This is a genomic window from Erythrobacter sp. K21-9 (assembly GCF_055808355.1).
In genome coordinates this window covers 439,382-461,030 of record NZ_CM147866.1, presented here as the reverse complement: position 1 = coordinate 461,030, position 21,649 = coordinate 439,382, and the positions used below count along the sequence as shown (strand labels likewise).

Annotated in this window: 19 protein-coding genes, 1 tRNA gene and 2 pseudogenes; 8 read left to right on the top strand and 14 right to left on the bottom strand. The window is 62.4% G+C overall.

Annotated elements, in window-relative coordinates:
* Positions 1 to 173: 173 nt before the first annotated feature.
* Positions 174 to 890, top strand: coding sequence for a queuosine precursor transporter (locus tag AC0L39_RS02415; protein WP_473260460.1), 717 nt, complete (start codon positions 174 to 176; stop codon positions 888 to 890).
* A 49-nt stretch (positions 891 to 939) separates the two neighbouring features.
* On the opposite strand, the gene AC0L39_RS02410 is transcribed toward AC0L39_RS02415, so the two are convergent.
* The 5 genes and pseudogenes from AC0L39_RS02410 to AC0L39_RS02390 form a co-directional block, all read right to left on the bottom strand.
* Positions 940 to 1,015: transfer RNA gene (locus tag AC0L39_RS02410), tRNA-Lys, on the bottom strand.
* A 43-nt stretch (positions 1,016 to 1,058) separates the two neighbouring features.
* Positions 1,059 to 1,475 (bottom strand): 2-amino-4-hydroxy-6-hydroxymethyldihydropteridine diphosphokinase, encoded by a 417-nt coding sequence (gene folK, locus AC0L39_RS02405; RefSeq protein WP_473262470.1) that lies wholly within the window; start codon positions 1,473 to 1,475, stop codon positions 1,059 to 1,061.
* A 68-nt stretch (positions 1,476 to 1,543) separates the two neighbouring features.
* Positions 1,544 to 2,420 (bottom strand): annotated as a pseudogene (gene aguB / locus AC0L39_RS02400) (N-carbamoylputrescine amidase).
* Between the two features lie 10 nt (positions 2,421 to 2,430).
* Positions 2,431 to 3,216 carry an SIMPL domain-containing protein gene (locus tag AC0L39_RS02395; protein WP_473260458.1) on the bottom strand — a complete coding sequence of 262 codons (786 nt, stop codon included), beginning with the start codon at positions 3,214 to 3,216 and terminating at the stop codon, positions 2,431 to 2,433.
* Positions 3,217 to 3,351: 135 nt separating this feature from the next.
* Positions 3,352 to 4,212, bottom strand: a complete 861-nt coding sequence (locus tag AC0L39_RS02390; protein WP_473260457.1) for a class I SAM-dependent methyltransferase — start codon at positions 4,210 to 4,212, stop codon at positions 3,352 to 3,354.
* 141 nt (positions 4,213 to 4,353) lie between these two features.
* Here AC0L39_RS02390 and msrA point away from each other — a divergent pair, with 141 nt between their 5' ends.
* Both msrA and AC0L39_RS02380 read left to right on the top strand, forming a co-directional pair.
* Entirely contained in the window at positions 4,354 to 4,899 is a 546-nt protein-coding gene (gene msrA, locus AC0L39_RS02385; protein WP_473260456.1) for a peptide-methionine (S)-S-oxide reductase MsrA, read from the top strand.
* 27 nt (positions 4,900 to 4,926) lie between these two features.
* Complete coding sequence (locus AC0L39_RS02380; RefSeq protein ID WP_473260455.1) at positions 4,927 to 5,757, top strand: hypothetical protein; 831 nt, start codon at positions 4,927 to 4,929, stop codon at positions 5,755 to 5,757.
* Here AC0L39_RS02380 and AC0L39_RS02375 read toward each other — a convergent pair.
* Positions 5,754 to 7,001 carry an RsmB/NOP family class I SAM-dependent RNA methyltransferase gene (locus AC0L39_RS02375; protein ID WP_473260453.1) on the bottom strand — a complete coding sequence of 416 codons (1,248 nt, stop codon included), beginning with the start codon at positions 6,999 to 7,001 and terminating at the stop codon, positions 5,754 to 5,756. The two genes, AC0L39_RS02380 and AC0L39_RS02375, sit on opposite strands and share 4 nt — an antisense overlap.
* A gap of 60 nt (positions 7,002 to 7,061) precedes the next feature.
* On the opposite strand from AC0L39_RS02375, the gene AC0L39_RS02370 reads away from it, so the two are divergent.
* Positions 7,062 to 7,232: a DUF1674 domain-containing protein gene (locus AC0L39_RS02370; protein ID WP_473260451.1), complete on the top strand. Its 171-nt coding sequence runs from the start codon at positions 7,062 to 7,064 to the stop codon at positions 7,230 to 7,232.
* Here AC0L39_RS02370 and AC0L39_RS02365 read toward each other — a convergent pair.
* The 4 genes from AC0L39_RS02365 to AC0L39_RS02350 form a co-directional block, all read right to left on the bottom strand.
* Positions 7,229 to 8,623, bottom strand: coding sequence for a cytochrome P450 (locus AC0L39_RS02365; protein WP_473260449.1), 1,395 nt, complete (start codon positions 8,621 to 8,623; stop codon positions 7,229 to 7,231). The two genes, AC0L39_RS02370 and AC0L39_RS02365, sit on opposite strands and share 4 nt — an antisense overlap.
* A gap of 78 nt (positions 8,624 to 8,701) precedes the next feature.
* Entirely contained in the window at positions 8,702 to 9,736 is a 1,035-nt protein-coding gene (hemH, locus tag AC0L39_RS02360; RefSeq protein ID WP_473260447.1) for a ferrochelatase, read from the bottom strand.
* 116 nt (positions 9,737 to 9,852) lie between these two features.
* The gene (locus tag AC0L39_RS02355; protein WP_473260446.1) at positions 9,853 to 12,090 is read right to left on the bottom strand and encodes a xanthine dehydrogenase family protein molybdopterin-binding subunit; all 2,238 of its coding nucleotides are present in this window, start codon (positions 12,088 to 12,090) and stop codon (positions 9,853 to 9,855) included.
* Positions 12,091 to 12,093: 3 nt separating this feature from the next.
* Positions 12,094 to 13,083: an Mrp/NBP35 family ATP-binding protein gene (locus AC0L39_RS02350; RefSeq protein WP_473260444.1), complete on the bottom strand. Its 990-nt coding sequence runs from the start codon at positions 13,081 to 13,083 to the stop codon at positions 12,094 to 12,096.
* Between the two features lie 152 nt (positions 13,084 to 13,235).
* Here AC0L39_RS02350 and hflK point away from each other — a divergent pair, with 152 nt between their 5' ends.
* From hflK to AC0L39_RS02335, 3 genes and pseudogenes are all read left to right on the top strand, one after another.
* Entirely contained in the window at positions 13,236 to 14,366 is a 1,131-nt protein-coding gene (gene hflK / locus AC0L39_RS02345; RefSeq protein ID WP_473260442.1) for a protease modulator HflK, read from the top strand.
* Between the two features lie 2 nt (positions 14,367 to 14,368).
* Positions 14,369 to 15,205: a protease modulator HflC gene (hflC, locus tag AC0L39_RS02340; RefSeq protein WP_473260440.1), complete on the top strand. Its 837-nt coding sequence runs from the start codon at positions 14,369 to 14,371 to the stop codon at positions 15,203 to 15,205.
* A gap of 212 nt (positions 15,206 to 15,417) precedes the next feature.
* Positions 15,418 to 16,952, top strand: a pseudogene (locus tag AC0L39_RS02335) (Do family serine endopeptidase).
* A gap of 85 nt (positions 16,953 to 17,037) precedes the next feature.
* On the opposite strand, the gene AC0L39_RS02330 reads toward AC0L39_RS02335, so the two are convergent.
* The 4 genes from AC0L39_RS02330 to AC0L39_RS02315 all read right to left on the bottom strand — a co-directional run bounded on the left by AC0L39_RS02330 (position 17,038) and on the right by AC0L39_RS02315 (position 21,117).
* On the bottom strand, positions 17,038 to 19,320 hold the full coding sequence (locus AC0L39_RS02330) for a transglycosylase domain-containing protein (protein WP_473260438.1): 2,283 nt from the start codon (positions 19,318 to 19,320) through the stop codon (positions 17,038 to 17,040).
* A 117-nt stretch (positions 19,321 to 19,437) separates the two neighbouring features.
* A complete protein-coding gene (gene msrB, locus AC0L39_RS02325; protein ID WP_473260436.1) occupies positions 19,438 to 19,842 on the bottom strand; it encodes a peptide-methionine (R)-S-oxide reductase MsrB in 405 nt (134 codons plus the stop codon).
* A gap of 167 nt (positions 19,843 to 20,009) precedes the next feature.
* The gene (locus tag AC0L39_RS02320; RefSeq protein ID WP_473260434.1) at positions 20,010 to 20,681 is read right to left on the bottom strand and encodes a glutathione S-transferase family protein; all 672 of its coding nucleotides are present in this window, start codon (positions 20,679 to 20,681) and stop codon (positions 20,010 to 20,012) included.
* Between the two features lie 67 nt (positions 20,682 to 20,748).
* The gene (locus tag AC0L39_RS02315; RefSeq protein ID WP_473260432.1) at positions 20,749 to 21,117 is read right to left on the bottom strand and encodes a hypothetical protein; all 369 of its coding nucleotides are present in this window, start codon (positions 21,115 to 21,117) and stop codon (positions 20,749 to 20,751) included.
* 139 nt (positions 21,118 to 21,256) lie between these two features.
* Between AC0L39_RS02315 and AC0L39_RS02310 the strand changes: the two genes are divergently transcribed.
* Positions 21,257 to 21,646 carry a VOC family protein gene (locus AC0L39_RS02310; RefSeq protein WP_473260430.1) on the top strand — a complete coding sequence of 130 codons (390 nt, stop codon included), beginning with the start codon at positions 21,257 to 21,259 and terminating at the stop codon, positions 21,644 to 21,646.
* The last annotated feature ends 3 nt before the right edge of the window (positions 21,647 to 21,649 follow it).

Genomic DNA, 21,649 nt, shown 5'->3' with positions numbered 1-21,649 from the left:
AGTCTAGATCGATCCCGAGCGCCGTGGACGCGGCGCGATTGGGCCGGGGTGGCATTTTGCAGATGGTAGCGCAACTCCCAAACCGCCTCTGTCCCTAGCCAGGCAGTACAACCGGGTGAAAGCCGCAGTGTGCTGGCTTCCTTTTTGCAAGCGGGCACCTTACGCCCACGAGCATGAGCGATACCAATTCCCAAACGCAGGCCTCTGGCCCCAATGCGGCGCGCGCCATGGCCACGCCGATGGCGCTGTTCGTATACATCATCCTGTATGGCGGGATGACCGTGCTCGCCGGGGTGGTTGCCTTCAAACAGGTGCAATTGTGGCCGTCCGAGCTTGCGGTCGAGGCGGGGATATTCCCCTTCCTGATGCTGGTGGTGATTACGAGCACGGTCGCGCAGCTTTACGGCCAGAAGCTCGCCAATCGCCTGATCTGGATCGGGTTTATCCCGCTCGCGCTTTCGGCGGCGCTGATTTATCTCGTGTTGTCGCTGCCGGCTTCGCCTGAGATGCTGGAGTTCCGCGCGACCGACCTGGCAGCGTTCGAAACCGTCCTTGGGCAAACGCCTCGCATCCTCATGGCGGGTCCCGCGGCCTATATCACCTCGCTGCTGCTGAATGTCTGGATATTCTCGCGCCTGCGCGGCGGCGGGGAGGCGACGACGATCGGCCTGATGATCCGGGGCGCCATAGCGTCTGCGCTGAGCCAGGCGCTCGATTCGATCATTTTCGTCACGCTCGCCTTTTACGGCGAGTTCGACATCACGAATCTCCTAATCGGACAAGTGCTGGCTAAAGTTACGCTGAGCCTTGTGCTCGTACCGTTTCTCATCACCTTCGGCGTGAAACTGGCGGAATGGCTGGACCAGCGCGGAGAGATTGCCGCGGCTTGAGGCGCTAACCGCCGATGCAGCAGCGCGGGAACCAAAGCGCTCAAAAAGGTGGTGAGCCCTGCTGGGTTCGAACCAGCGACCTACTGATTAAAAGTCAGTTGCTCTACCGACTGAGCTAAGGGCCCCCACGGGCATTCGGCGCTGCGCGATGCGTGCCGAACGGAGCGCTCACCTAAGGAGCGCGCGCGGACTGGTCAAGCGTGCATTGAGGTGGGCGAGCGACAAATTGGAAATCGGATGGCGCCAGCCCCGTGCAATCGCGCTTGCCGGGCCGAGCACAAACGCGCGATTGCGCATGTAGCGGTGCGGGATGGTAAGCCTGCGGTCCTCCCACACTCCGCCGCTCCACAGGACGATGTCGAGGTCCAGAACCCGGTCGCCCCAGCGCCGTGCTGTGCGCCGCCCAAACTCGCGCTCCATACGCTTCAGAGCGCTCAGAAGCGCGGGCGGATTGTATTCGCTTTCGAGCAATATTGCCGCGTTTGCGAAGCGGCGCTGCGCGGGCCCCATTGGCGCGCTGGCGATAATTTGCGACCGGTCGCTGACTGTCCCGAGCGCGGCGAGCTCCTCCATCGCTGCTCGCACGACCTCGCGCGGGCGCCCATAGAGAGGGTGCCGCCGGTTCGATCCGAGCGCGACAAGGTAGGTGCTGCTCAAATGTCTTGCGCAATCCGGTACGTAAAGTTGCGGGCGGCGATCACGGAAAAAGCCCATTCCTGCGCGATGCGTGGCCGCGCGGGCGAGATCGAGCGTGGTGACAAGGGCGCCGCTTTGCTCAGCGCCGAACTCTTCGGTGATATCACCCCACTCGTCGCAGATGAAGGAATGGCCGTAAAAGCTCTGCTCGCCGTCATCTCCCTCCGCGCCGATGCGGTTGCTGGCTACCACCGGCATGCAGTTGGATACGGCGTGCCCGATCATCGCGCGGCGCCACATGCGGCTGGTGTCGAGATCGGCGTCGTAAGGCTCGGATCCAATTGCGGTGGGATACAGCAGCACTTCTGCGCCCTTCAGCGCCATGACCCGCGCGCATTCGGGATACCACTGGTCCCAGCAAATGCCGACACCGATGCGGACGGGCGCCCCTTGATCGCCTGGCACGTCCCACACCTTGAACCCGTCATTGCCCGGTCGGAAATAGAACTTCTCCTCATAACCCGGCCCATCGGGGATATGGCTCTTGCGGTATGTGCCCATGATCTCGCCATCGGGGCCGATCATGGCGAGCGTATTGTAGTAGTGATGCCCGTCGCGCTCGAAGAAGCTCGTCGGGATCGCGACCTTCAGCTTGGCCGCGAGCGCCTGCATCGCGGTGACACTGGGATGCTCGGTTGTCGGACGAGCAAGCGCGAACAGCGCCTCGTCCTCCTCGCGGCAGAAATACGGCCCGGAAAACAGCTCGGGCGGCAGAATCAGCTTTGCACCCTTGTCGGCGGCCTGCTCGACCAGCCGCGACACTGCGGCAATATTTTCCGCCTCGTCCTTATGGGAGAGGGCTAGCTGAAGGGCGGCGAGGGTAATCGTGCTCATGCAGGCGCGGTTACTTCTCTCGTAGCGCGAAGTCCACTTGCACCGTAACCGCGCTCGTTGTCTGGCCCGGCATGATGCTGGCTGCATTGGCGGATTGGTCCAGCATCTCCGGCACTGCGTCAGCCGTCGGCGGGGGCGGCGGAGCAACGGGGCGGGTGCGCACCATCGCATCCATCGCGGTTGCCTGCGCGCCGGCGAAATAGCGGTTACCCTGCGATCCACCTCCGTCGCGGATATACAGCACTCGCGAAATCTCCATCCCGGCAGCCTCGGCATATGCTTCCGCGCGCTTGCGGGCGTTTTCGTAGGCAGCGGCATAAGCGGTGTTGGCAGCAGCCTCCGGGTCGGAGAGGCGCAGGTCAGGGCCGGAAACGATATTTGCGCCGACACTGGTCGCGGCGGTCACTGCAGCACCCGCCTGCTCGATATCGCGCACCCGGACAGCCACGGTATTGTATGCTTGGAATTGCCCGCGCCGGTCGCCCCAGTTGATCCGCCGGACACTGACGGTGCTAGTCTGAATGTCGTCTTCAGCTACGCCAAGCTCTTTCAGGGCGGTGACGATCTCGGCAATGTCCTCAGCGGTTTCGCTCGAGGCCGATTGCGCGCTGCGCGACCAGTTCTGCACGCCAGCCTGAAAGCGGGCCTCGTCCGGGCGCATGTCGGCTTCTCCCGTGGCGCTGACCGACAAAAGCGTTTCGCTGCGATCGACCCCGCGCACCTCGTCTTGCCTGCCGCCGCAGGCGGTCAAGAGAATGCACGATGCGATCACGATGGGCGGCATGAAGCGGGACATGAGGACCTCCTTTTCGGGAGCCCCTGTGCGGCCCCGTTGAGGCCTACCGTTTCGGTGCCGTACAATGAACGGCGGATGAATGATACTCTGTATCATCCATCCGCCGTGCCCTTGATTTTCAATTGTTTAGGTCGTTCAATCTGCCTTCTTGAACAGCAGCGTCATGCGGTCGCTTTCCCCGATGGCGAGGTATTCGTCGCGGCGCTGATCGTCGGCACCAGTCGCGAGCACTGGCGGCAGGGTCCACACGCCGTTTTCCCAATTGGCCGGGTCATTGGGGTTGGCGTTGATCTCGCTTTCGGCGACAAGTTCGAAGCCGTTCGCCTCGAAGATGTTCACGACGTCCTGCTGGCGCATATAGCCCCGCTGGCGTGCGCCGTAATCGTCATAGCTCGCCCCTTCAGGCGCGCGGTGCTGAACGACGCCAACCATACCGTCGTCCTTGAGCATTGTGCGAGCCGCCTTCAGCACGTCATCGGCGCTGTTGCCGATATTGAGGCCGTGCATCGAGCGGAAGATCACGACCCGGTCGACAGTGCCCGCCACTTCGTCGGGCATCTCGTCGGTTTCGAACGCCGTCACGGCATCGGCCTCGACGCCCATCGCCTCGGCAACACCGGACTTGAAGCGCTCGGTCCAGCCTTTGGCGCGCGCTTCCTGTGCGCGGTTGTTGTAGGTGCGCGCGTCGCTGTCGCCGTTGAAGGCGATATATTCGCCCTGCGGCATGATCCAAGGTGCAAGCGCGCGGGTGTACCACGCACCGCCGGGGCCATATTCGGCAACGGTCATTGTCGGTTCGATCTGGAAGAAAGCGAGCGTTTCTGCCGGATGGCGATACTGGTCGCGCGCACGATCATTATCGCGGCGTTCATGCGCGAGCACTTCTTCGAGTGTCGGTGCGCCAGCAACGTGATCATCGGCGATCACCGGAGTGGACAGGGAGAATGTGGCAACACCGGCAATTGCGGCGAGCGAGGCAAGATTGAGCGGTTTCATTACGGGGGGTCCTCTCTTCTTCAAAACTCTGTGCCGCATTCCTTACGCAGGTGGGAATTTATGACAAGGTCTGCGCGCACTGCACTGGCAATACTGGTCCGCCCTCCTATGTCCTTCATCGAATAAAGGAGATCGAGAGCCATGGAACAGGCGATTATAGCAGGTGGGTGCTTCTGGTGCACCGAAGCGGTTTTCCGCGATGTCGTGGGCGTGAGCGAGGTCGAAAGCGGCTATATCGGCGGGGAGACCGCGAACCCTACCTACAAGGAAGTGTGCACCGGCAAGACCGGCCATGCCGAAGCGATCCGGGTGTCCTTCGATCCGGAAACGATTTCGTTGCCCGAAATCTACGATGTGTTTCTCGGCGCGCACGATCCGACCCAGCTCAATCGCCAGGGCGGCGATGTCGGCGCGCAGTACCGCTCGGCGATATTCCCGCTCTCGGACGAGCAGGCTCGAGAGGCCGAAGCGGCTATCGGGCGCTGGAATGCCGAGAATGGCAAAATGGCCGTCACGACCATTGAGGGTCTCGATGGCGGCGCGCAGGGCAAGGAATGGTATCCGGCAGAGGGCTATCACCAGGAATACTGGGAAGGCGAAGGCCAGCGAAACCCCTATTGCCTCGCAGTGATCCCGCCCAAATTGATGAAGCTCAGAAAGAGCTTTCAGAACAAGGTGAAGGCCTAGCGGCGGTTTGCCATTACGGGAGGAGAGATGGCCCGGCAATTTTCCCGCTCGTATGCATTCGGCCACACGGTCAACGCTGATGGATCGGTGGCGTTCGAGTGTTCGACCGATACATCCGAATGGCCCTGGCTGGCGCTAGGGCCGCACCACCCAGTCGTGATCCAGGCTCAGAACTTCTGGACAAGCGTAGGCGCCATCATGGCTCTGGGCGGGATGGAGGATGGCCAATGGTCTGCCCTGACCTGGACCGATTGGACCTGCGGCAAAGCGGAAGTCGGAGATGCGGTCCGCGGTGTCTACGCGCGCGAAAGAGCGGGTGATGGCGAGCGTTACGTAATCGTGCTTTTCGACCGGGCCGACCGCCAGATTGTCCGGATGCGCGGACGCGGGGTTGTCTTCCGCAACCGCAATTTCGAAGAATGGCGCGGTTCGGCCAAATCCGAAGCAAAAGCCTCTTCGGTTGGCCATTCAATCGCATTCGCGCCGCGCGGCGCACTTGGTATCGGACCGACCGAGCATCCGCTGGTCAGCAAAGGCTGCGGGACAGGCTTGGCGACATTCGATGCCCTGATCACGGCTGAAAATGGACTGCCTCCGGCCAACCCGATGCTTGGCGGCTCCGGCGACCACGTCAATTCGGTCCATATGATTGAGGCTGCAAGGCAAGCGCTGAGCCTGCTGCGGAGTAATCGCGATATCTCGGTGACCGGCGGCGAGATGGAGCTCAATCGCTATGTCGAACTGGGCGCCCCGTTTCAGCTGACAACAGCATCCGATGGCCAGGGAGAGGCCCGCTTCACGCTTGAGCAGCTTGGCAAGGAATGCGCGGTGCTCACCCTGCGCTGGGATGCAGATTAGCGCTTTCGCCAGCGCGCAATAAAGAACCCGTCAAGCCCGCCATCGTCGGGCAGCATACCCGGATGCGTGCGGACCCAGCCTTCCGGCGTCGGCTCGATACCGGCGGGCAATTCATCGACAGCTACAGGCACCTGTTGCAGATCGAAGGTTTCGCCAATCCACGCCGCCTGGTCCTCGCCCTCGTCGCTCTCGAGCGAGCAAACCGCGTAAACGAACATTGCCCCGCTCGGCAGCCATTCCACCGCTTGGTGGATCAGCGATTGCTGGACCTCCGTCATTTCGCCGATTGCGCGCGGGCCGATCCGGTGCAGCACGTCGGGGTGCCGGCGGCATGTCCCGGTCGCGGTGCACGGCGCATCGAGCAGGATCGCATCGAAGCGCTTGGCCGGATGATAGGTTAGCGCATTGGCTTTCACGACTTCGGCTTCCAGCTGTGTCCGTTTCAGGTTGTCGCGCAGCATTTCCAGCCGCTTTCCGCTGATATCAAGCGCGGTGACGTTCCACCCGCTCGCCGCCAGCGCGAGCGTCTTTCCGCCGGGTGCTGCACACAGGTCGAGCGCGCGCCTGCCCTCTCCCCCTCCCAGTAGACGCGCGGGCAATTGCGCGGCGAGGTCCTGCACCCACCATGCGCCTTCGTCATAACTGGGCATCTGCTCGATGGGCGTTCCGCGCGGCAGGCGCACATGGCCCGGCGTCAGGCTGGTCCCGCCCATATCGGTTGCGCGCGCGGCGGTCTGATCATGCTCCTTGAGCGCGAGATCGACCTCGGGCGGGTCAATCAGGCCCGGTGCAATCTCGAGAGCCCGCTTGCCCCACCGCGCGAGCACGGCGTCGTTCAGGATCGGCACCTCAGGCAACAACACCTCACGCTTCATCAAAGTCGAGAAGACGCCGTGTGCCAGCCGGCGCGGACCGCCGCTCAGCAGCGGCAGGCAGGTCGCGATGACCGCATGGGGCGGCGTATCAAGCCGCAGTGCCTGCGCGAGCATCATCCGCAGCACGGTGCGCGGCTTGGCATCATCTGGCAGACGCTTCTTCGTGGCGCTGTCGATCAGGGTGTCGAGATCGGTCAGCCAGCGAAGCGTCTCACCTGCAATCGCGCGGGCAAGCGCACGGTCGGCAGGGCCATCGACCCCCTTCATCGCGGCGCTTTCGGTCTGTTCGAGTGTCTCGCCCCGGCGCAGGACGGCATCGAGCAATTTGAGCGCGGCGCGGCGCGCGGGAAATCCAGGAGCTGTGGCCATATGCGGATGCGCCATACCAGCATTGAAACCAAGCGCCAGTATGTGCGTTGATAGTCCGCCATGACCAAACAGAAATCAGATGCCGCGCGGAACTTTCAGAAGCCAGCGCACTGGACCAACGAACCACCGCCCCAGCCCAAGGCGGTCGATCCGCTCAAGGACGAACCGCGCGAGATTTCTCCCACCCGCTACGGCGATTGGGAAAAAGACGGTATCGCCTGGGATTTCTAGAGAGTCTTGAACTCCACTTTCAGCCCGTCCTTGGGCTGCGGAATTGGCCATTCCTGCCAGTCGGGATCATAGCCCTCGGCGACTTCTATCCGGTAACGCTGGAGCACTTGCGCGAGCAGGATCTTCACCTGCATGTAGGCGAAGTGCAGCCCCAGACACATATGCGCACCGCCGCCGAAGGGGACCCACGCGTATTTGTGCCGCGCCTTCACCTTTTCCGGCGTGAAGCGCATCGGGTCGAAGGTGTAGGGATCGTCCCAATATTCCTCGGAATGGTGCGTCCAGTAAATGTTGATCCCGACATGCGTGCCAGCGGGGATGTGATACCCTTCATAGTCGAAGCTCTTGAGCGCACGGCGCGGCATTGATGGCACGGGAGGGACCATCCGCAACGCTTCCTTGAACGCCATTTCGGTCAGCTCGAGCTTACCAAGGTCTTCGTAATCGAGCGCGCGCGGAGTGCCTGAACCGTCCGGCCCGCCGGTAACCGCAACGATCTCCTCGCGCAGCTTGTCCTGCCATTCGGGGTTCTTCGCGAGGTGATAGATCAGCGAGGTCGCGCTGGAGGTGATCGTGTCATGCGCGGCCATCATCAGGAAATTCATGTGATCGACCACTTCATCGACCGGCAGCAATGATCCGTCTTCGCGCGTCGCGGTCGCGAACTGGCTGAACATGTCCTGCCCGCCGCCCTGCTCGCGCCGCTTGTGCGTTTCGGCAGTGAAATAGTCGACGAGGTATTTGCGGCCATCGACCCCGCGCTTCATCTTGGTGAAGGGCAATGGCTTGCGCACCGGTGCGACCGATGCCTGCACCATATCGACAAACGCGACGTTGATCTTGTCCGCCTCCGGCCCCCATGGGATGCCGATGAAGCTGTCTGCGGCGAGATCGAGCGTCAGTTTCTTAATCGCGGGATAGAATTCCATCGCCCCTTCCCAATTCGCCACATCCTTGGCGATGCCGCGATTGAGCGCGCCCGAATAATGCCGCATCGGTTCGGGCTTGAACGCGATGGAAAGCGCACGGCGATCGATCCGGTGATGGTCGAAATCCATGAGCATCAGCCCGCGCGGGAACAACTGGTCGAGCACAGGGCCCCAGCCCTGCTCGCTGGAGAAAATCTTGTCCCGGTTGAACAGCACCATCTCGTTGGCTTCGGCGCCGATAAGCGCGACATTCCAGCCGCCGAATGCGAAAGTCTTGTAGACCTTGCCGTAGGTCTCGACCATCCGGTTGGTAAAACCGTGCGGGTCGGCCAACTGTTTGAAGGTGTTGCCGACAACCGGCCAACCACCCTCTCCGGGGATATGTGCCAGGTCATCATCGGACGGCACGCCCTCGGACCAGTGCTTCGGGGGAGCGGGATCGGCTTTTGCTAAGGTGGCCATGACGTGTCCGTTATCAGGTTCGGATTAACAACTAACCTCAGTGTAAGTAAGCGGCGCGCGCAAATCCAGCGCGAATGCTCAGATCCACCCGGAAAGCTCGCGGCGGATCAGGGCATCGATCATTCTTACGCCGCTCGCGCTGACATTGAGGCAATCGAGCACGGCATAATCCTGTCCGCCCGCCTCCAGGAATTCATCGCGCCCTTCCAGCGCAAGTTCCTCGAGCGTTTCGACACAATCTGCAGCGAAGCCGGGCGCGGCCACGATCAGGCGCTTGGTCCCTTTTTCGCCTTCGGCAATCAACGTGTCATCGGTGGCAGGCTCAAGCCACTGCGCGGGGCCGAAACGCGATTGAAATGTCGTCTCGAACCGCACGTCCGCAAACTCAGGACGTTCGGCCAGCCGCTCGCGCAGCAGGCGCGCGGTCTTGTGACAGTGGCAGTGATACGGATCGCCCTTTTCGAGGGTGCGCTGCGGCATTCCGTGGAACGAGAGCAGCATGACTTCGGGCTTGAAAGTCAGCCCGGCCACCTGCCGGGTGAGGTCATCAGCCAGCGCCTCGAGATAGGCGGGATCGTCGTGATAGGGCGGCACGAACCGTAGCGCGGGCTGCCAGCGCATTTCGCCCAGCACGCGTGCAACCTCGTCGAACACGGTCGCGGTCGTGGCGGCACAATATTGCGGATACATTGGCGCGATCAGGATGCGGTCGCAGCCCTTCTCGGTCAGTTCGGTCAAACGCTGCTCGATCGAGGGTGAACCATAGCGCATCGCGTAATCGACCACGATGCTTTCACCAAGGTCGTCCGCGATCGCTTCGGCCTGCTGCGCGGTGATGTCCGCGAGCGGCGAACCGCGCGCCGTCCATATCTTTGTATAGGCCTCGGAGCTTTTTTGCGGACGTGTGTTGAGGATGATGCCGCGCAGGATCGGCTGCCAGGCAAGCTTGGGGATCTCGATCACACGCGGGTCGGAGAGGAATTGCCTGAGGTAGCGCTTGACCGAAGCCGGATCGGGACCGTCGGGCGTGCCGAGATTGACCAGCAAGACGCCGATGAACCCGCTCTTGACCGGCGGATGGTCGCTTGGAAGGCGCTGCTTTTGCCAGGTCATGGTTTCGGTAACGCCCGGGAGGCGATGTTTATCCTTCGCTCTTGTGGTCGGACGCCAGGCTGTGGCCGATAATCCGGATTATAACCCGCCTGAAAGTAGGGGCAGACGCCGCAGTCTCAAGCCTGTCGCAGAAAACAGCGCATTTGCAATCGCTGGCGGGGCGATGACCGCGCCAAGCTCGCCTGGATCGGTACCGGAGCGGCGGAACTCGGGATGAAATCGATCTCGATATCGGGACAATCCTCCAGGCTGGGCAGGCCGAGGTCAGCGTAATCGAAGCTTTCCGGCAGCCCGGCGCGAAACCGCAGTGCGTTGCCGAGCGCAATGCCGATCCCGAAAATCAGCCCGCCTTCGATCTGCTGGCGCGCAATGTCCGGATTGACGATCCGGCCAATATCGACCGCCGCACTCAGCCGAGTGACCCGTACGCCGCCTTCACCCTGCCGCGCAGTTGCCACGCGCGCAATGCGCCCGCCAGTGGCCGCATCGCCGATGCGGTAGCAGGCAATGCCCTGTCCGCTCTGGTCTCTCCCGCCATCCCACTCCGCCATTTGCGCAGCCCTTTGCAAACAGGCGGCAAGGCGCACATCGTCGCCCAGCATCGCCATCCGGTAGGACAGCGGCTCGCGCCCGTTTTCCTGCACGATCTCGTCGATGAAGCTCTCGATCGCGAAGGCGGTGTAGCTGTGCGAGTTGCCGCGCACGCGCCCGACCGGAAGACCGATCTCGACCGGAATGTGTTCGACCACGACGCTCGGCAAACGGTAGACCGGCACCGCCCCTTCACAGGCGAGCGGATCCTTTTTACCCTCGCTTTCGCGAATGGCGGCGGCGGCGGTACGGTTGCCGAAAAACCTCTCGCCAAATTCGTGGGCAGCCGGCGGGCACGCGATGCGCATCCGCAGCGCTTCGACCGAGGCATCGCCGCTTCGCGAAAATTGCGCCCCGATCAGCGTGTAAGCCGGGGTGCGCGGGCGCGCCCCGATCATCTCGTCGCGGCGCGGCCAGGTCAGCTGGACCGGGCGGCCCAGTTCCTTGGCAATAACGGCAATTTCGATAGCGTGATCATGCTCGAGCCGCGCATCGAAGCTACCCCCGGCGGGCATGGGATAAAGCGCCACATCTTCAACGGGCACGCCAATCGCCTTTGCCGCTGCCTTGCGCGCCTGCTCGGGCGCCTGGCTCGCGATCCACAGCTCAAGTCGTCCGTCCTGATAGCGGGCCGCTGCGCTCGCCGTTTCGAGCGGCGCGGCGGGCGCAGGTTCGACTTCGTACCGGCGCGCCATGTCGACGCGCGTCATCGCCTCTTCACCGAAGCCGGTTTCGGCGATGCGGAAGGATGCGCCGCGATCGACCGACGTATCGAGCCGGGCGGCGATCTGCGCGCTGCCGACCGGATATGCGACACGGAATTGCGGCTTCATCGCGGCAAGCGCTTTTTCCGCGCTCCACCAGGTTGTCGCCGCAACTGCAAGCCAGCTGCGTGATCTGACAGCTCCGACCACGCCGCTGATGCCGTCCGCAGCATCCGCATCGAAGCCGGTCAGTTCCGATCCGTCATTGGGTCCGTGCCGGATCGCGGCAAAGACCATGCCCGGCAGGCGAATGTCGCTCGCAAACTGGAGGCTGCCATCGACCTTGGAGGGCAAGTCGATGCGCGGAAAGAAAGGCGGCGCGTCGGCGATATCGGGCGGACTGCCGGCCTGTGACGCCTCGGGGCGCAGAGGCGGAGGATCGGGAGCCGTGCGTTCGGCTGCGCCAGCTGCAAGGTCGCCGAAAGTGGCTCGGTTGTCGCCTTGCGAAACGATGCCGTCCGCCACCCGGCACTCCTCCCATGACACATCCCAGCGTGACGCGGCCTCCTGCGCGAGCATGGCCCGCGCAGCGGCGGCGGCTTCGCGGCAGGGAAGCTCGAAAGCCTCTATCGATGTCCCATCGGCGGTCGCGTTGAAACGGCGCTCCCGGCTGAAGCGCTCGGCGATCATGGCATCGGTGGCATCGCTCAACCCCTCCCCGAGCGGATCCCACAGCGCCATCCACCGCCGCGCGAGCGGGATATTGGCATAGGCGGCGGAAATCGGCGCAGGCTCGATCGCGATCTGCCGCCAGTCCGCGCCCAGTTCCTCAGCGACGATCTGCGGCAGCAAAGTCGTGACCCCCTGCCCCATTTCGAGCTGCGGCACGGCAACCGTGACCACGCCGTCCTCGGCAATCTTCAGCCATGCGTCGAATGCATGCTCGCCGGGCGCCGGATCGAGCGGATTGGGATAACTACGGGGAAGCAGGTACCACGCGACGAGCAAGCCGCCGCCCACAGCCGTTCCCGCCAATATTCCGCGCCGCGAAACCTGCATCGCCTAGTTTTCCCTGCCGCTCAGCCAGGCTGCAATTCGCTGCGCTATCGCCTCGAAAGGGGCCGCGCCTTCTCCTCCAGCTGCCGCAGGAGGATTGCCCGCATCTCCGCTGATACGGGTTTCCAGCCGCAGCGGCACTCGTCCCAGGAATGGGATGTCGAGCGCCTTGGCAAATTTCTCGACCCCGCCCTGCCCGAACGGATCGCTCACTTCGCCGCAATGCGGACATTCATATCCGGCCATGTTCTCGACAAGACCGATGATCGGAACCTCGCCCTGTTCGAACAATTGTCCCGCTCGCGCCGCATCGATCAGCGCAAGGTCCTGAGGGGTGGAGACCAGCACGGCGCCATCGGGCTTGTTGTCGGCCATCATCGATATCTGCACATCGCCTGTGCCCGGCGGGAGATCGATGAGCAGCAGGTCGGTGTCGCCCCAATCGGCGTCGACAAGCTGTGCGAGTGCCTTGCCCGCCATCGGGCCACGCCACGCCAGCGCCTTGCCCGGCGCGACAAGGTGTCCCATCGACAAAACCTTCACGCCGTGCGGGCTTTTCAGCGGGATCAGCGTGTCGCCCTTCGCCTCGGGCTTCGCGTTTTCAGTAGCGAGAAGTTTGGGCTGCGACGGGCCATAGATATCGCCGTCGATTACGCCGACATTGTGCCCTTGCCGCGCCAGAGCCACGGCAATATTTGTCGTCAAGGTCGATTTGCCCACACCGCCCTTGCCCGATCCGATCGCAATGATCCGGGTGCGCTTGCGGTCGGCGACGAGTGCTACGCGCACTTCATCGACGCCTTCGAGCGGTGCCAGCGCCTGCTTGTAGGCGACTTCGAGCACCTCGCGTTCTTCCGGGCGCAAATCGCCGGCATCGGCGACCACGATTGCTCGGCCATTCGATAGCCTGACCGACTGCGCGCGGCGCTCGATTTGCTCCGGCATTGCCGCGCGCAGGCGCGCTTCTGCGGCTTCTGGATTTTCATCCTCAGTCATGGCGACGAGCCTCTATCATCAAAATTGCCCAGCCCACTCCTCTTTTCAAACAAGAACCCCTGTTTTTCGCCGAAGTGCATACCTATAAGGGGTGTATGCAGATTTTTGATCGTTTCAGAGCACGCTTTGGCACAGCCGGACAGGGACTTGCCATGGCTGGAAAGAAAAACCCGTGGGGCAGTGGCTCCGGCGGCAAGAACGAAGGCGGGGTCGGCGGTGATGGCCCCACCGGAGACAAGCCGGGCGAGGGCGGCTCTGATGGACCGCGCAATCCGTGGCTGCCGGGCGGCGGCTCTGGCAGCGGCAAGCGCCGGTCGGCCAGCATCGAGGACATTTTCAAGAACCGCGGACCCGAAGGACCGCGCCGCGGCGGCGGCACCGGAGGCCCGAATTTTCGCCTTCCGCAAGGACCGGGCGGGCGCAGCCTCGTTCCGATCATCATCGTCGGGATCGCTCTGATCGGCCTGTTTCTTTCAAGCACCCATCTGATCCAGCCCGGCGAACGCGGCGTTGTCAAAACGCTGGGCAATTACAGCCGCACGGTCGAACCCGGTCTGAAGTTTACAGCGCCGTGGCCGATTGAAACAATCGATATCGAAGACGTCGAGGGCGTTCGGGCAGTCAACATTCCGTCCAGCGGTGAGCGCGCCAAGCTGATCCTGACAGGAGACCAGAACCTCGTCGACCTCAGCTATATCGTGCGTTGGCGCATCAATGACCTGGCTGATTTCAAGTTCGAGCTCGCCGAACCCATCGAGACCGTGAACGAAGTGGCCGAGGCCGCGATGCGCGCCTCTGTCGCGGAGAAAACGCTCGATGCGACCTTTACCGGTGCTGGCCGCGCCGAAATCCAGCAAGACGTTCGTGAGCGGATGCAGGAAACACTCGATGCCTATCAGGCCGGAATCCAGGTCGTGGGTGTCGAAATCGCCAAGGCCGACCCGCCCAGCGAAGTCGTCGACGCCTTCCGCGACGTGTCGGTCGCCGAACAGAACGCCGATGCCGCGCGCAACCAGGCGCGCGGTTACGCCCAGCAGACAATTGCGGGCGCAGAAGGTGAAGCCGAAGCGTTCGACAAGGTATACGAACAATATCGCCTGGCACCGGGAGTGACCCGCCAGCGGCTCTATTACGAAACGATGGAGCGGGTCCTCGCGCAAACCGACAAGACCGTTGTCGAGGCGAACAACGTGACACCGTACCTGCCGCTGCCTGAACTGCGGCGCCGTTCGCAGCCGGCGCAGATCACCGCGCAGCCAACACTTAGTCAGCAGGGGCAGTAATCATGGAAAGTCTCTGGAACAATTATCGCTGGGCGGTCATCGCGGTCGCTCTCATCGTGATCGGCTTTTTCATGAGCGCCTATGTCGTGAATGAAGAAGAGCAGGTCGTGGTTGTCCGCACAGGTGAACCCGTTCGCACGGTGAACACCCCGAGCGGCGACAGCGAAGCCGGACTGTATTTCCGGGTTCCGATCTTCGAATCGGTGCGCACGATCGAAAAGCGCGTGCTCGACCTCGAAATGACCGATGAGGAAGTGCTCTCGAACGACCAGCAGCGCCTGCTAGTGAACGCGTATGCGCGCTTCCGCATCGTCGATCCGATCCGCATGGTCGAACGTGCCGGGTCAACTGACGGTGTGCGGGTTGCACTCGAGCCGATCCTCAACTCGGCGCTGCGTCAGGAGCTTGGCCGCCGCACCTTTGCCGCGATGCTGACCGCCGAACGCGGAAACGCCTTGGCCAATGTCCGCGCAAATCTCGACCGCGAGGCCCGCCAATACGGTGCTGAAGTGATCGACGTTCAGATCAAGCGCACCGACCTTCCCGAAGGCCGCCCGCTCGAATCCGCGTTCCAGCGGATGGAATCGGACCGTGAACGCGAAGCCCGCACTATCCGTGCACAAGGCACGCGCGATGCTCGGATTATCCGTGCAGAAGCCGACGCCGAAGCTGCCCGCATCTTTGCTGAAGCCTTTGGCAAGGATGGCAATTTCTACGACTTCTACCGCGCCATGCAGAGCTATGAGCAGAGCTTTGCAAGGGGCGAGGGACGCGGCGATAGCGCCATAATCCTGTCGCCCGATAACGAATACCTGCGTCAGTTCCGGGGCCAACGCTAAGGCTCGTTATCAGTTTTCGGGCGCGCCAATCTAAGGGTCCGCGTCCGACGAACCGTTGACACCGGACTACCGATTACAGCCGTGTTCAATCGCGGTTAAGTGCGTCTAGGCGCATGGTGGGCACGTAAGTGTATGGAAGCCTGAGGCCGGAACGCGCGGCAAAGCTCGTTCGTTGTCGGCCCTGTTAAGAGGAATAAGAGGACGTGAACAACGTGCGGTATGTTTATGGTTTGACGAGTGCGCTGCTGGTTGGCGGTGCTGCGGTGTCGCTGATGACCGGTCAGCCTGCCGGAGCGCAGGTCGCGCAGAACGATTCCAGTGTGATGAGCAATGTGGTGCCGCGCGCAGGCGCACCGGCGAGCTTCGCCGACCTGACCGAGCAGCTGCAGCCGGCTGTCGTCAACATCGCCACCCGCCAGCGCGTCGAAGTCACCCGCAACCCGTTCGCGGGAACACCGTTTGCAGAGCTGTTCAATCGCCGCCGCGGGCAGCAGCAGGAACGACAGCAGCCGCAAACCCGCGAGGCGCAATCGCTCGGCAGCGGTTTTATCATTTCTGCCGATGGCTTCGTGGTCACGAACAACCACGTCGTCTCCCCAAACAACCGCGCGACGCTTGAAGAAATCACTGTCACGATGCCGGACGGTACCGAATACGAAGCGGAACTGGTCGGTGCCGATCCGCAATCCGACCTCGCAGTGCTGAAAATCAATGCGCAGCGCACATTCCCGTTCGTCCGGTTCGGCGATTCGGCGCAGACCCGCGTCGGTGAATGGGTCGTGGCAATCGGCAACCCCTTCGGGCTTGGCGGAACGGTCACCAGCGGGATCGTCTCCGCCGTTTACCGCAACACCGGCCAGGGCGGCGCATACGACCGCTATATCCAGACCGATGCCAGCATCAATCGCGGCAATTCCGGCGGCCCGCTATTCGACATGCAGGGCAATGTGATCGGCATCAACAATGCCATCTTCTCACCTTCGGGCGGCAGCGTCGGTATTGGCTTTGCCATTCCTTCCGAGATCGCAGCCCCGATCGTGGACCAGCTCAAGGACGGGCTCGAAATCGAGCGCGGTTTCCTCGGCGTGGGCCTTGAACCGATGAGCGACGATCTGGCCGATCTCGCTCGGCCTGGCGCGCAATCGCGGAGAGATCATCCAGAACGTGCAGGATGACAGCGCAGCCGACAATGCAGGACTGCGTCCAGGCGATATCGTGACCGCGATCGACGGCAACGAGGTTACGTCCGAGCAGACGGTCTCCTTCCTCGTCGCCAATCTCGAGCCGGGGACCAGCATCCCGATCTCGGTCCTGCGCGATGGCCGCGAACTTACGCTCAACGCGACTTTGGGTCGCCGCCCGAGTGACGAAGAACTGCTGCAAAGCCAGCAGACCTTCGATCCCGAATCCGAGGAACCGATGGACCCCGAGGACATGGACACCGAGATCGCTGAAAAGCTCGGCCTCCAGGTGCTCGCCATCAATCCGGGTATCGCGCGCTCACTGGGCGTCGATGAAAGCACAACCGGCCTTGTCATCGGCCAGGTCGATCCGAACTCGGATGCCGACGCGCAAGGGCCTGCGCCGCGGCGACATCATCCTTTCCGCGCAGTACAATGCAGTGACGACCGTCGAAGACCTGCGCGGCGCTATCGCATCAGCCGAAGCCGCTGGCCGCGATGCGGTCCTGCTGCGCATCCAGCGCCGCGGTCAGCCTCCGCGTTTCCTGCCGGTACGGCTTCGCTAGCGACTGAGCCAGCCCAATATTTGGGCGGTTATTCTGCTATTGAAAAGGGGCGCTACGATCCGCATCGTAGCGCCCCTTTTTTGTCTCAATTTGCCTCTTCACGCGCTTGCGAAGCGGCGCGGGGACGGATGATCCTGACCCCTTCTGGCTGGCGCGTGGACGATTGCTGCCCCGGCGGCGCCCGATCTGGTTGGGGCGGCGGAGGATCGTTTACCCTGCCCGGCAGCTCGCCGCCGGTTGCGCGCTCAAGGAAATCCTCGCTAACCGCTGGTGGCGGCTCGACCGTTGGCACATCGATCTGCCCCTGGCCGACAGGGGAATCGCGCCGCTCACCATCGACTCCGAATGGATTGTTGGACGGATCGCGCTGGCCCGGTTCGATCAGATTGCCGTCTTCGTCGATGAAGTAGTAATCTTCCGGATCGCCGAACAGGTATTCGTCATCCGGTTCCAGCCGCCATTCGGGCAGGTTCAGATCGGTGTCGAACTGCTCGACCGCGCGGTCCTTTACCGCATAGCGCATATAGGCTGCGAACGCGCGGGCCGGCGCGCGCCCGCCCTGTAGTCCGGGGACCGCCTGCGCGTCATCGCGCCCCATCCACACGCCGGTCGTGATGCCGGAGGAAAATCCTACGAACCAGCCATCCTTGTTGGAGCTTGTCGTCCCGGTCTTGCCCGCGACCGGACGGCCAATCTGCGCCGCGCGCCCGGTGCCGGTCTGGACTGCGGTTTGCAGCAGGTCGGTCATGCCAGCCACGACATAACTGGCGACAACCGCATTATCCCTGCGCGATTCTTCGCGTTCGTAAAGCAGCTCGCCATCGGCAGTCGCAACCTTGGTAATGCCGTAAGGCTCGACCGCTACACCCTTGGCCGAAACGGTCGCAAAAGCGCGGGTCATCTCGATCAAACGCACTTCGGAGGAGCCGAGCACCATCGAAGGGAAGGTCGATACCGGCGCGCTGATGCCAAAACGCCGCGCCATCGACGCGACCGTGCCAAAGCCGACCTCGTTGCCAAGCTGCGCGGCGACGGTGTTCACCGAATAAGCGAAGGCGGTGCGCAGATTCGTCTCGCCAATATTGCGCCCGTTGGAATTGCGCGGGCTCCAGCCGTCGATGGTCACCGGCGTATCGACCACACGGTCATCCGGGGTATAACCTGCCTCGAGCGCGGCGAGATAGACAAACAACTTCCACGAGGAACCCGGCTGACGCATCGCATTGGTCGCGCGGTTGAAGTTGGTTTCGACGTAATCGGTGCCGCCCACCAGCGCCAGGATCGCACCGTCGCGGTCCACGCTCACCAGCGCGCCCTGAGCTCCGCCGGGCGTGTTGGCCTCGATCGAAGCAGTCGCTGCGCGCTGCATCCCGACATCGAGGGTCGTCCAGACCTCGATCGGCGCAAAGGTTTCAGGCAGCAGGATGTCGAGCTGAGGCAGCGCCCAATCGGTAAAATAGCGCACCGAATTCTGGCCCGCTTGCTGCTTCAATTCGACCGTATCGACATCGACCGATGCCTGCTGCGCGGTGATGTATCCCTGCTCCCGCATCAGGCGCAGCACCGTGCGTGCGCGGGCTACGGCTGCATCCACATCGGCCGTTGGCGAATAGCGGCTCGGCGCCTTTACGAGACCTGCGATGATCGCCGATTCGGCCACGCTCAAATCGGTTGCGGGGTGGCTGAAAAAGGTCCGGCTCGCACTGTCGACGCCGTAGGAGCCTCCGCCAAAATAGACCTTGTTGAGATACAGCTCGAGGATTTGTTCCTTGGAGAACTTCCATTCGAGCGCCATTGCCAGCACCGCCTCGCGCGCTTTGCGGTCGAAGGTCCGGTTGGAATTGAGGAAGATGTTGCGCGCAAGCTGCTGGCTGATGGTCGAAGTGCCGCCGATCCGGTCATCGCCGGTCACGCCTTCAACGATTGCACCGGTCAGCCGGTACGGATCGATCCCGAAATGCGAGAAATACCGCCGGTCCTCGACCGCGACCATCGCATTCTTCATGTTTTCAGGGATTTCTTCGTAGTCGAGCCATTCCCCGAAATTCGGGCCGAGTTCGACGATTTCGGTTCCGTCGCGTGCTCTTACTAGAATCGTTTGCGCATTCTGCGTGGATTTCAGCTGGTAAAAGCTCGGGATCGAGCGCGCCGCGAAACCCACCGCGAAGGCGAGAAAGACTGCGCCGAGCAGCGCCGCTGCGCCGCCCCAAATCATGACCCGTTTCGTCAGACGCCAGAACGGCGAGCTTGCGCCGGACTTGGTGCTGCTCCTGCGCTTCTTGCGCGACCGGGACGATGCGCGCTCAGTGGCAGCACGGCGCGACCCGCGCTTGCCCTTGTTCTGCAATCGGTCACCCCGTTTCGACATGCTGCTTTATCTGTCCATCAATCCTGCGTTCGCCGCATAGGCTTTGCTTAGGCAAGTTGTAACCCGGCGTGAACACCGGCGCGGCGGTTTGAGCACAGGATCGGCTCTCGCGCAGAGTCAATCGTCCTTGTCGAAATTGAGCGCAGCGGAATTGATACAGTACCGCATCCCGCCTTCTTCGGGCCGCCCATCGGGAAAGACGTGACCCAGATGCCCCCCGCATTTTGCGCACAGGACTTCGGTGCGGATCATCCCGAAGGACACATCGCGTTTTTCCTCGACTGTCTCGTCTTCGGCAGGCTTGGTAAAAGCGGGCCAGCCGCAACCGCTGTTATATTTCGCATCACTTTCGAACAGAACAGTGCCGCACCCGGCGCAGGTGTATTCGCCCTCTTCATAATGCTTGTCATACTCGCCGGCAAAAGCTCGCTCGGTCCCGGCCTCGCGCAGCACATGATATTGCTCTGGCGTAAGCTTTTCGCGCCAATCGGCATCGGTAAGGGCCTTGGGTTCGTCAGACACTTCTCTTCTCCTCAAACGCCGGCGGGCACATTTGCGCGCTTGGCTATCCTAGCTGATGCGATCAGACATCGCGTCGCTGCGGACAGCCATTCGGCCTTGCGGTCGTTTCACAACCGTTTCGCTTTCAATTACACCATAAATGGTGCGGCTAAACGGAGGTTCCAACCCTACCCATCGACCAGCGCATAATGGGCAGGCGGTTTGATAACGTCCATCCGTTCGGTGAGTAGCGGGCGGAAGCTCGGGCGGCTTTTGAACACCGCATACCAGCCGCGCGTCTGTTCGTGCCCGGTCCAGTCGATCCCGCCGAGATAATCGGCAACGCTGACCTGCGCGGCGGCGGCGATGTCGGCCATGCTCATCGTCGATCCGGCGAGCCAGGGGCGATTGTCGATCAGCCAGTCCATGTAATCGAGGTGGCCATGCGCCATCTTCATCGCCTCGCGCAGCGCCCGGCTATCGGGCGGCTGGCGCAGGACAATGCGCTTCTTCATCCGTTCTGACAGCAGCGGCGCGGTCACGTCGTGATAGAAATTCTCATCGAACAGCGCGGTGAGTCGGCGGATTTCCGCGCGCCCGGTCGCAGTGCCATTGATCATCGGTGAGCGATCGACCGTCTCTTCGAAATATTCGCCGATCGCGCGGCTGTCAGCGATGACGACGCCCTTGTCGTCGTTCACCAGAACGGGCGTGCGCCCTGCCGGATTGAGGTTGAAGAAGAAATCGGACGCCGTCCAGGGGTCTTCGCGGACCAGTTCATAGGCGATGTTCTTTTCGCCCATCAGCAGTCTGATCTTGCGGCTGAACGGGCAGAGGGGGAATTGATACAGCTTCCACATTACGGTTAACCCAATGCCTGAAAATGCGGCGGAAATCCATCGCATTGCAGCGGGCCGGGAGAAGTTTTCACAGGCCCGAAGCTTCAAGCATCACGAGGCAGGCCGGCATGACCGCCTCGATCTCTCCATCGTCCCACAAGCGCTGCGCTTCGGCGCTGACCAGTTGCGAGATTCCGCCGCGATCAAGGCCCGTCTCATCCATCAATTGCGCCAGCGAGCGGACAAAGAATTCTCGCCCGCGCGTGTCCAGTTTCGGCCATTTCAGCGCGGCTTCATTGCCGATAGATTGTCCGTGCGAAACCATGGCGAACGCCGCCGAGCAGCGCAGCAGCGCCTTGCTTTCCTGCGAGAGGTCAGGGCTTTCCCGCGAGAGGTCGGGAGCCGCGGCCTGCGGGGTAGCGGCGAGCAGGGCTGCGCCAAGAATATGTGTGATCATGACGCGCGCCATATCATGCGCGATGTGAACGACCCACTACATAAATGTGCTCGCTAAACGCACGCCCTAAACGCACCCTTGCCGCGCCGTGGCGGCTCGCTTACGCAGGCACTCCACCCACGAGAGGAGACCTCCACCCATGATTAGCCACGTGATGATCGGCAGCAACGACATCCAGAAGTCCAAGGCATTCTACAATGCCGTCTTGGGCGTTCTGGGAGCCGGAGAGCCGATGGAACATGTCAATGATACCGGGCAGACCCGGTTGTTCTATATGCATGGCGGCCATACTTTTTCGGTAAGCGAACCGATCAATGGTGAGCCAGCAGACTGCGCCAACGGCTTCACGATCGGCTTTGCCTGTGACAGCCTGGAGCAGGTAAAGGAACTGCACGATGCGGCGATCGCCAATGGCGGCACCAGTGTGGAGGACCCTCCAGGACCGCGCGAAAGCACGATGGGCACGATGAACCTGTGCTATTTCCTTGATCCCGACGGCCACAAGGTCTGCGGCATCAATCGCGGCTAGGTT

Excerpts from the sequence above, each read along its gene's own strand:
- AC0L39_RS02375 (WP_473260453.1), bottom strand. The coding sequence starts at position 7,001 with ATGGCCACAGCTCCTGGATTTCCCGCGCGCCGCGCCGCGCTCAAATTG.
- AC0L39_RS02355 (WP_473260446.1), bottom strand. The coding sequence starts at position 12,090 with ATGCAGGTTTCGCGGCGCGGAATATTGGCGGGAACGGCTGTGGGCGGC.
- AC0L39_RS02370 (WP_473260451.1), top strand. The coding sequence starts at position 7,062 with ATGACCAAACAGAAATCAGATGCCGCGCGGAACTTTCAGAAGCCAGCG.
- hflK (WP_473260442.1), top strand. The coding sequence starts at position 13,236 with ATGGCTGGAAAGAAAAACCCGTGGGGCAGTGGCTCCGGCGGCAAGAAC.
- AC0L39_RS02415 (WP_473260460.1), top strand. The coding sequence starts at position 174 with ATGAGCGATACCAATTCCCAAACGCAGGCCTCTGGCCCCAATGCGGCG.
- AC0L39_RS02365 (WP_473260449.1), bottom strand. The coding sequence starts at position 8,623 with ATGGCCACCTTAGCAAAAGCCGATCCCGCTCCCCCGAAGCACTGGTCC.
- AC0L39_RS02330 (WP_473260438.1), bottom strand. The coding sequence starts at position 19,320 with ATGTCGAAACGGGGTGACCGATTGCAGAACAAGGGCAAGCGCGGGTCG.
- AC0L39_RS02350 (WP_473260444.1), bottom strand. The coding sequence starts at position 13,083 with ATGACTGAGGATGAAAATCCAGAAGCCGCAGAAGCGCGCCTGCGCGCG.
- AC0L39_RS02310 (WP_473260430.1), top strand. The coding sequence starts at position 21,257 with ATGATTAGCCACGTGATGATCGGCAGCAACGACATCCAGAAGTCCAAG.
- AC0L39_RS02320 (WP_473260434.1), bottom strand. The coding sequence starts at position 20,681 with ATGTGGAAGCTGTATCAATTCCCCCTCTGCCCGTTCAGCCGCAAGATC.
- msrA (WP_473260456.1), top strand. The coding sequence starts at position 4,354 with ATGGAACAGGCGATTATAGCAGGTGGGTGCTTCTGGTGCACCGAAGCG.
- AC0L39_RS02380 (WP_473260455.1), top strand. The coding sequence starts at position 4,927 with ATGGCCCGGCAATTTTCCCGCTCGTATGCATTCGGCCACACGGTCAAC.
- AC0L39_RS02390 (WP_473260457.1), bottom strand. The coding sequence starts at position 4,212 with ATGAAACCGCTCAATCTTGCCTCGCTCGCCGCAATTGCCGGTGTTGCC.
- AC0L39_RS02395 (WP_473260458.1), bottom strand. The coding sequence starts at position 3,216 with ATGTCCCGCTTCATGCCGCCCATCGTGATCGCATCGTGCATTCTCTTG.
- hemH (WP_473260447.1), bottom strand. The coding sequence starts at position 9,736 with ATGACCTGGCAAAAGCAGCGCCTTCCAAGCGACCATCCGCCGGTCAAG.
- hflC (WP_473260440.1), top strand. The coding sequence starts at position 14,369 with ATGGAAAGTCTCTGGAACAATTATCGCTGGGCGGTCATCGCGGTCGCT.
- AC0L39_RS02315 (WP_473260432.1), bottom strand. The coding sequence starts at position 21,117 with ATGATCACACATATTCTTGGCGCAGCCCTGCTCGCCGCTACCCCGCAG.